The sequence below is a fragment of the Frankia sp. CgJB1 genome (assembly GCF_977947065.1).
This window is the reverse complement of sequence record NZ_CDWTNB010000180.1, coordinates 1-8,036: the sequence shown is the minus strand read 5'-3', so window position 1 is coordinate 8,036 and position 8,036 is coordinate 1. Positions and strand designations below refer to the sequence as shown.

At 67.5% G+C, this 8,036-nt stretch carries 11 protein-coding genes and 1 pseudogene; 1 reads left to right on the top strand and 11 read right to left on the bottom strand.

The features are described 5' to 3' along the window. Positions 1–31: 31 nt before the first annotated feature. Positions 32–406 (bottom strand): AAA family ATPase, encoded by a 375-nt coding sequence (locus AC08OT_RS17040; protein ID WP_476603028.1) that lies wholly within the window; start codon positions 404–406, stop codon positions 32–34. 619 nt (positions 407–1,025) lie between these two features. Here AC08OT_RS17040 and AC08OT_RS17035 point away from each other — a divergent pair. Then, positions 1,026–1,385 carry a YrdB family protein gene (locus tag AC08OT_RS17035; RefSeq protein WP_476594043.1) on the top strand — a complete coding sequence of 120 codons (360 nt, stop codon included), beginning with the start codon at positions 1,026–1,028 and terminating at the stop codon, positions 1,383–1,385. On the opposite strand, the gene AC08OT_RS17030 is transcribed toward AC08OT_RS17035, so the two are convergent. The 10 genes and pseudogenes from AC08OT_RS17030 to AC08OT_RS16985 all read right to left on the bottom strand — a co-directional run. After that, the gene (locus tag AC08OT_RS17030; protein WP_476594044.1) at positions 1,360–1,857 is read right to left on the bottom strand and encodes an SRPBCC family protein; all 498 of its coding nucleotides are present in this window, start codon (positions 1,855–1,857) and stop codon (positions 1,360–1,362) included. The genes AC08OT_RS17035 and AC08OT_RS17030 overlap by 26 nt on opposite strands. 550 nt (positions 1,858–2,407) lie before the next feature. Beyond that, positions 2,408–2,710: a hypothetical protein gene (locus AC08OT_RS17025; protein WP_476594045.1), complete on the bottom strand. Its 303-nt coding sequence runs from the start codon at positions 2,708–2,710 to the stop codon at positions 2,408–2,410. Continuing rightward, positions 2,707–3,009, bottom strand: a complete 303-nt coding sequence (locus tag AC08OT_RS17020; RefSeq protein WP_476594046.1) for an ArsR/SmtB family transcription factor — start codon at positions 3,007–3,009, stop codon at positions 2,707–2,709. Before AC08OT_RS17020 ends, AC08OT_RS17025 begins: the two co-directional genes overlap by 4 nt. Before the next feature lie 44 nt (positions 3,010–3,053). Continuing rightward, the gene (locus tag AC08OT_RS17015) at positions 3,054–3,389 is read right to left on the bottom strand and encodes an AMP-binding enzyme (protein WP_476594047.1); all 336 of its coding nucleotides are present in this window, start codon (positions 3,387–3,389) and stop codon (positions 3,054–3,056) included. A gap of 105 nt (positions 3,390–3,494) precedes the next feature. Further along, positions 3,495–4,496 (bottom strand): glycoside hydrolase family 26 protein, encoded by a 1,002-nt coding sequence (locus AC08OT_RS17010; RefSeq protein ID WP_476603027.1) that lies wholly within the window; start codon positions 4,494–4,496, stop codon positions 3,495–3,497. Positions 4,497–4,659: 163 nt separating this feature from the next. Continuing rightward, on the bottom strand, positions 4,660–5,700 hold the full coding sequence (locus AC08OT_RS17005; protein ID WP_476603026.1) for an SGNH hydrolase domain-containing protein: 1,041 nt from the start codon (positions 5,698–5,700) through the stop codon (positions 4,660–4,662). A gap of 319 nt (positions 5,701–6,019) precedes the next feature. Beyond that, positions 6,020–6,580: pseudogene (locus AC08OT_RS17000) on the bottom strand (acyltransferase family protein); the annotation flags it as partial. A gap of 18 nt (positions 6,581–6,598) precedes the next feature. Beyond that, positions 6,599–6,838 carry a hypothetical protein gene (locus tag AC08OT_RS16995; protein ID WP_476594050.1) on the bottom strand — a complete coding sequence of 80 codons (240 nt, stop codon included), beginning with the start codon at positions 6,836–6,838 and terminating at the stop codon, positions 6,599–6,601. Positions 6,839–6,878: 40 nt separating this feature from the next. Further along, positions 6,879–7,019 carry a hypothetical protein gene (locus tag AC08OT_RS16990; protein WP_023842071.1) on the bottom strand — a complete coding sequence of 47 codons (141 nt, stop codon included), beginning with the start codon at positions 7,017–7,019 and terminating at the stop codon, positions 6,879–6,881. A gap of 6 nt (positions 7,020–7,025) precedes the next feature. Next, positions 7,026–8,036: glycosyltransferase family 2 protein (locus AC08OT_RS16985; protein WP_476603025.1), on the bottom strand; the 1,011-nt coding region annotated here is incomplete at its 5' end.

The following is an 8,036-nucleotide window of genomic DNA, read 5'->3' as shown; positions in this document are numbered from 1 at the left end:
GTTCACTTCCCGTAGACCCGACATAGAATAATCAAGTTATTTCAATGCAAATCCTGTGCATTATTCCGGCGTTGATCGCGTCGATAGAATCCATCCGCGGCTCGGTTCCCGACGGGGCCGCGGTGGTGTCCACGTGCGGCCGCGGCAGCCGTGGCAGGCGGTCGACCGGCAGACCTGGGTGACTCATCAGTTGGGCGATGACCCCCAGCGGGATGGACTGCTCCGAACGCGAACAGGCGGCGCTCAGGGTGTGGGCCGCCTGGGTTGACGCGTACTCGGTGAAGGCGCGGAGTAGAGCCGTCTTTCCGCAGGCCACCGGACCATTGACGATGACAGTCTGACCTCTGGCAGGTAGACAGTCAATGAAGGTGGCCTGTAGTCGAGCGAGTTCATGGTTTCGTTCCACCAAGGACACGGTACCGCCTCTTTCTGGAACCGCTGTGTTCGCCTTCGTGGTGCATCCACGGCTCCCTTGATCCAGAACTCAACGGTCCGTAACCCGAGTTCGCGGGCGGGCCTGTGAACGTCAGCGCATGGCTACGATTTCCGGAGAATGGTCCTACGATATCAGACCATTCCCCTTGATTGAGGTCAAGGGTAAGTACCTTAGAGTGGTGGAGATCGCAGAAGGTTGCCGGCCGTCTGAGGCAGGTAGTGCCGCATCGGCCCAGGTTTTTCCTGTTACGGGGGACGCGCCGGCCGGGTCCCGTGTTTGCCGGGCTGGTCGTTTGATGCAGGGTAGGCTGTTGGTGAAGGCCGCCCGGGTCGGGGAGTGGGCGGCGGCGAGTAACACCGCGACCACCGCGTCCAGGCCAGCATGATTCGCTGCCACCTCATCTGGCGGAGCAAGCACGCCGACGGCCGACGTCTACGTCAGGTTGTCAAGCGGGCAAACGGTGCCTGATGCGGCAGTAGTTCCCAGAATCACAATTCACTCCCCGGGAAGGCCCGCTATGTTCCCTCTCATGGGTTCGTCTGGCGCAGATGGCGGTACCCCGCGCAGCGGCATGGTGGGCGGGTCGATCATGTTTTTCGCTTTCTTGTCCGAACTCGCGATGCTGGGCACTTTGGCGGGTGCCGGACTCGATCTCGCCTCGTCAGCCGTCGTCGGTGTTGCCTTGGCGGTCCTGCTGCCGCTGATGGCGGCCGTCGGCTGGGGGGTGTGGCTCGCCCCCGCGTCACGACGTCGGCTTCGCGGGCCGGCGCTGCTGATGGTGAAGATCCTCCTGTTCTGTCTGACCGCGATCGCCACGGCGCTGGCTGGGCATCGCGTCTGGGCAGTGGTGTTCGCGGTCACAGCGATCGCCGCGACGGCCGGTGGTCACCGCATCGACAGCCGAACCCAGGCGCGGTGTAAGGTCACGCCTTTTCGGCGGCCTTCCTAACCGCCGTGAGCCAGTCATTCAGCCCGCTGCGGAGTTTCGTGCTGCTGAAGATGAGGCCGAGGAAGGGCATAGACATCGATTCCATGCTCGTGACCCGCACCGTACCGTCCGGTGTCCGTTCGAGAACGTTGCGGTGAACAGCCTTGATGCCGGCGGAGACCCCACTCCAGGTGATCTCGTGGAGTGGATCGACGACCGCCAGGGTCGAGCGGACCCGTGACTTCCCGTTGACCCAGATGAAGGACGTATCGACGGCCACCCCGCCGTGAACCTGCACGTCCCGGACGGCGGGGTTCCACGCCGGCCACCGGTCTATCTCGCTGATCAGCCGCCATACCTTCTCGGTCGGCGCGGCCACGGAGATCTCCGCCGTGGCCTTCACCGGCGCCTTTTCGTCGAGCACGCGCTTCTTGGCGTATTCTTCGTGAAGCTCGGCGATGCCGGGCCCGCGGTAGAATAGATTCGATGTCATATCCGCTCCTTCGGTCTTTCGACCTGGTTGTCGCCGGTGGGTCTGGTCGGGTGCTGGAACGGTTGGCCGGCAATGATGATCTTGAGTACCCGTATGTTGTGGGGGCGAGGTGAGGGCGGGACCGCCACGAGGGTCGGGCCGACCGCGACAGGCGGGGGCGTTGTGCCCTCGCCTGTCGGTCGGTCGAGCTGTCCGACATGATCGATATCTTTCGGTCCCGGGCCATCGCCAGTGGTTGCTAACGCCGTTAGCCAACGCTAGCTAACAACGTTGGTGACGGTCAAGGGGCGTGCGGAAGGTCGCCGATCCGGGGCGTCGCGGAGTAGCAGCAGGTAGGGGCTACTGAGGGGGATGGCCTCGTGACGGAGGCTTCGGCCTCCGTCTTTCGCCGAGGTTGATCATATGCTGTTAATGATCTAGAAGGCTTGGGACGGTGTCAGCCGCCGTCCCAGCCGACTACCCGGAGTAGCCCGGTCCCTCCACCGGGCGCAGCGCCTGACTGTCGTCATGAGCGCCACCCTGCCAGAGGTGTCGAGGGACCGGGATCTGCTCAGTGTTCGTCCCAGTGACCGTCGTGGGCGGCGTGTCGGTGGCCGTTGTGGACGTAGTCGACGTGGTCGTGGTGCGGAACGGCGACGTGCCCACATCCCGCCGCATGGTGGTGCGCATGCTCGGCGTGCTCGCTGTGGCCGGCGGGGTCGCAGTCGTCGGCGTGGTCCTCGTGCATGCGGTGCAGATGCCCGTCGTGGACGTAGTCGACGTGGTCGGCGTGCGGGACCGCCACGTGCCCGCAGCCCTCGGCGTGGGCGTGCTCCTCGGCGGTGTGGTGGGGCAGGTGGGTGGTCGTGGTCATGGGGTTTCCTCCTGTACGTGGGTGAGGGCGTCGCGCACGATGTGCGCGACGTGGTCGTCGGTCAGCCGGTAGGCAATCTCGCGTCCTCGGCGCGCCGATGCCACCAGGCCCGCTCCCCGCAGGACCCGAAGGTGCTGGGAGATCAGCGGCTGACTGACCCCGACCGCGGCGACGATCTCGTGGACGCAGCGCGGACCGTCCGCCAGCTCGGCGATCATGGCGAGCCGCACCGGGGCGGCCAACGCGCGCAGCAGCCCGCTGGCCGCCTCCAGGGCGTCCGGCGAGATCGCATCAGCCACATGCACACATTAGCATTTATTCATGGGTTGTGCCTGTGTGTATCTCAACAATCGCTATCGGTACTGGCAACGGTTGTCGCATCGGGAATCAGCGTGGCGAGAGCACGTTTGTTGATCTTCCCGGCCGGGGTCAGCGGGAACACGTCGACGACCTGGAGCTGGTCGGGCAGCTTGTACGCGGCGAGTTCCCGGTCGCGCAGGAAGGCCGTGAGCTCGCTCAGCCGCGGCGGTTGACCGGATGCGATGATGCAGGCGCAGGAGCGTTCCCCCAGCGCGGCGTCGGCGACGGGCACGATGGCGACGCCCGCGACACCAGGGTGGGCGCGCAGGTGGTCTTCGACCTCCTCCGCGGAGACCTTGTCTCCAGCGCGATTGATCACGTCCTTGAGCCGGCCCTCCACAACCAGGTGTCCGGGAAACGGGGCTCACCTCACGGACCGCTGGACCCGGCTGGCCAGCCGACTCCGGAATGCTCCTCGCGGTGGTCAGCAGGCGACTCTCCCGGCGAGCAGGCTCGCCCGGAAGGCGGCGAGGTCAGCCTCCGAGTCGTCGTACCGCCAGTCACCCTTCACGCCATCCTTGATGTTCATCGCCGTCCAGACGAACCCCAGCACCTGGGGGTGGCTCTGCAGCCAGCTGCCGAACGAGGCGATCCAGCTGGTCTTGTACTGGTCCCGCTGGGCGCCCACCTCGGTCAGCAGGACCGGCTTGGCCGATAGCGCGGCCAGTTGGGCCATGGACGGGTCGTACGTCTGCGCGGCGGAGCTCTCCTGCACGCCGTACCCTGTCAGACCCATCAGGTCGACCCACTTGTCGCCGGGGTAGTACTCGGCCAGCGGCGTTCCCGACGTCCCGCGGAGCACGTTCGGCGACCACACCCACAGCGCATTCGTGACGCCGGCGTCTCGGAAGAGGCCGACCACGTGCTGCCATGCCGCCACGAACAGCGCCGGTGTGTTCGAGCCAACCGACGCCCACGGGTACCAGTAGCCGTTCATCTCGTGGGCGAACCGGATCAGGACGGGGCGTCCGTACTTCTTCACTACCATCGCGATGGCCCGGTAGTGGTCATCCCACCGGCCCTCGATGGTCTTGTCGAGCGTGAAGTCGCTCTGGTTGACCCCCTTGTCCGGGTTCCACGGCTCGACCGTCACGATCGGTGTCACCGGCACCGCGCCGAGCACCGTTGGGTCCAGGCCGTGGGTCACGGAGACGAAGAACTGGGCCATCGCCGGCAGGCAGCCCGTCGTGCGCGCAACCTCGCCCAGCGACGCCTGGCTGATGCCGGGCACCGTGACGCCGAACTGCGGACGGGTCCTGAACACGGTTTCGACGGTCGCCCGCGACGGCTCGGCGCCGCGAGCGGCGCCGCCGGTGGCGCCGCTCGGGGACACAGGTTCCCGAGACGGGCCGTCGCCGGGGGAGCTGCAGGCGAAAACCAGTACGCTCGCCGCCACCATCAGGCAGACGGCAGACCGCCGTCGCATCAGCGCCTCCCCACCAGGTACCTCGGCCGTCTGGCTGGTACGTCCGCCGAACAATGACCGAAATCCAAACAATGACTGAAAAGTGTACAGGCGTCCTGAAATACGGCCTTGGCGCACCTCGTTGGCGAGGCTACCCGACGCCCGGATTCCACCGGGACCGAAGTCAGGAACGCGATGTGCCCGCGGTCTGGCTTGACTGGAGCAGAGGTCCCCGCGACGGTAGCTGTACCTTGGTGACCAGCGCGTGTTCGAGCGCCGGCCCGAGCATGACCGCTGCCGTGTTCGTGATATGGGAGTCGTCGCGGTACAGCAGCACGCTGCCCCGTACGGCCGGGCAGGGTCCGGTCCCCGGGCACAGGATGACGTTCAGGTCGCCCGCGCTGACCGCTGGTTCGCGGCCCTCGACGACCGCCTGCAGCAGCGGGTCGCGGGGCAGTCCGGAATCCCGCGGGAACGAGCACGACCGCCAGTTGTCGATTGCGCCGGAAATACACGCCGGAATGTCTTCCGGTGGATTCGGGGTGTCGACGATGTAGACCAGCGGAGCACCCAGGGACGCGAGCCGTGCGATCGTGTTCCGCCATCCCGCCACAACCTTTTCTTCGTCGCCGGTGTACCGGTTGTACGTACTCAGGAAGATCACGTCCGGCTTTGGTTCCGCGGCGAGCCGGCGAAACGTGTTCTCTCGCCAGGTGTCGCACTCGGTGAACTCCCGGCCGAGCTGCTCGCTGCGGACCGAGATAGCGGGTAACGGGCAGCCGACCTTGGTCAGCACCTCCACCGACCAGTCGCTGCCGCGGGCCATGTGGTAGACTGCCCCGAACCACTGGGCGGCGTGCGAGTCCCCCAACAGGACCACCCGGCCGGTGGCGCCGTCGGTGTTCAGCTGGCAGGGCGGGCTCGTGGTCTGGCGGGGACTTACCATGCAGCCGTCCGGAAGCCGCGGCAGGTCGTCGTACGCGGACCAAGGCGCGGGCGTCACCGGGCCGCTCAACAGGCCGCCGGGTTGGTCGAACGGGTCACGCACCACCGTGGCCGCGGGCAGGTGCGGCAGCACCGCCACCGCGTCCCGGCCACCGCCCCGCATCCGCTGCAGCGCATCGGTGCCGACCAGCATGCCGGTGGCGGCCGGCAGCAACGTCGCGGTGACGGCGATCGCGAGGCCACGACGCCAGCCCGACGCCGCGACCGCCGAGAGCCGCACCGGACGCTCGACCAGCCGCACCGACAGCTCGGCCGGCACGGCGCAGGCCGCGACCACTGCCGTGCGCGCTTGCCAGCTCAGGTCTCCCACCCGCGCCTCGACCAGGACGAGCACGGCCCAGTGCCACAGGTACAGGCTGTACGACCGGCTTCCGATGACGGTCAGCACCCTGGTCCCCAACAACCGGCCCGCACCCGCCCGGAGGCTGCGGTGTCCCGGGTGGACGTCGGTACCCGCCGCGATGACCGCTGCCGCGCCGAAGGTGGGCAACAAGGCCCGCCGTGCCCGGGTAGACCGTCACGCTGTCGTAGCTGACGACGGCGGCCACCACCGCCACGCACCCCGCCGAGCCGAGCACGATCCTCACCCCGGTGACGGTGCGGCCGCGGTCGAGTCTGGCGAGCGCCGGCGCGGCGAAGGCGAGCAGCGCACCGACGCCGAACTGCCACGCCCGGGCCGGCGAGCCCAGGTAGGCGACCGGCGTCTCCACCAGGGTCCAGTGCAGCGACAGCGCCAACGACAGGGCGACGAGCCCGAGCGTGACCGGGACCGCGACGGCGGCCAGCGACATCGTGGCGCGCCAGGCGAACAGCACGACGAGCAGCAGGAGAAGCGGCCAGACGAGGTAGAACTGCTCCTCCACGCTGAGCGACCAGAAGTGCAGCACCGGACTGGGGTCCCGACCGCTGGCGAGGTAGTCGGTCTGGTTCGAGATGAACCGCCAGTTGACCAGGTAGACCGAGGCCGCCGCGACGTCGTGCACCGTCTCCGCCTGGCGCAGCGGCGGCATCGTCAGCCAGCTCGCCACGGTGACGAACACCAGGACGACGCAGGCCGCCGGCAGGATGCGCCTGGCCCGGCGCGCGTAGAACCCCGCCAGGCTTATCCGACCGGTGACCTAGGCCTCCCGCACGAGCAGGCTGGTGATGAGGAACCCCGAGACAACGAAGAACACGTCGACCCCGACGAAGCCGCCAGCGGCGTGGGGGACCTGACCGTGGTAACACAGCACGGGCAGCACAGCCAGGGCGCGTAGCCCTTCGATGTCGGGGCGGAAGCCGAGCCGTTCCTCGATCCGCACCAGACCCGGGTGGGGTCGCCGCAGCGGCACGGTGACCGTGCCGTCCGTCGTCCTCATGGTCCTCATGCCGGCCGCTCTCATGGCCCGCCTGGCCTGATCAGTGCCATAGCACGGTCGGGTCGACCCAGCCGGTGGCCAGCAACGCGATGACCGCCAGCCCGACGGTGATCGCCAGCCCGTCGGGCCAGCGCAGGTGCTCGGAGGCCGGGAAGTCCAGGTCGTCGTCGTGACGTTCCACATCGCTTCACCCCTGGCGCAGGGCCGCGCTGGCGGGTGGAGCGCCGTGCGAGGGCGAGACCGGTGCGCTGTTGGCCGGCGCGTTGTGGGCCGGCGCGCTGTAGGCCTGCGGACCGCCGGTCCATGCCCGGACCACGGAGTCGGGCTGAGACTGCCTGGCGCGGTGCCTGCTGCGTGCCGGCCGGTCGCCGCGCCCCACGAGCAGGCGGCTAAGCTCGAACAGGAGCGGGATGCTCAGATAGCTGTGGCCGAGCTGGAACAGAATCATGAGCCAAAAGTTTTCCCAGCCGAACCGCCAGACGTCGAGAGCAATGCCGATCCATGTCGTGCACGTCGTCAACAGCAGCCAGTAGAAGGCGGTCCGAGCCACGCTGCGGACCAGCGGGTTCCCCCCTTTGCGCACGGAGCCGGTCGCCACCCAGGATGCCGTGCGACCACGCACCATGTGCAGGATCGCGACAGCGTGGCAGAAGCTGTACACAAGTTGCACCCGCAGCACTTCGAAACGCCATCGACCGCGGCTGGTAGCCGGGAGCAGGACCAGCCACACCCAGGCTGCGGCCAGGAACGGCAGAAAGTTATAGGGCCGCACCAGCTCCGGGTAGACGTACACCATCAACAGGCCAGGCATGTTAATGGTAAAGACGTTGATCGTAGTGGAAATATAGTAGAGGAACCCGCTCCAGAAGCAGGCCCGCTGTTTCCAGTCGAGCTTGATGTGGCGTAGCTGACGGGTCCGCAGCAGGGCCATGGAACCGCTGCACCAGCGGTACTGTTGGTTGATGAAACCGGCCAGGTCAGCCGGGCACAGGCCGGTCGCCAGCACCACCGGTACATAGCGGATGGTGTAGCCCGCCGCCAGCAGCTTGACACCGGTGAAGACGTCCTCGCTGTGTTCTATCTGGGCGAAGCCGCCCGCCTTCCGCAGGCTGCCGCGCCGGTAGATCGCATTGGTTCCGACGCAGATCGGGACGCCGACGGCGTCGCGGGACGGCTGCACCCAGGGATAGTCATTAAA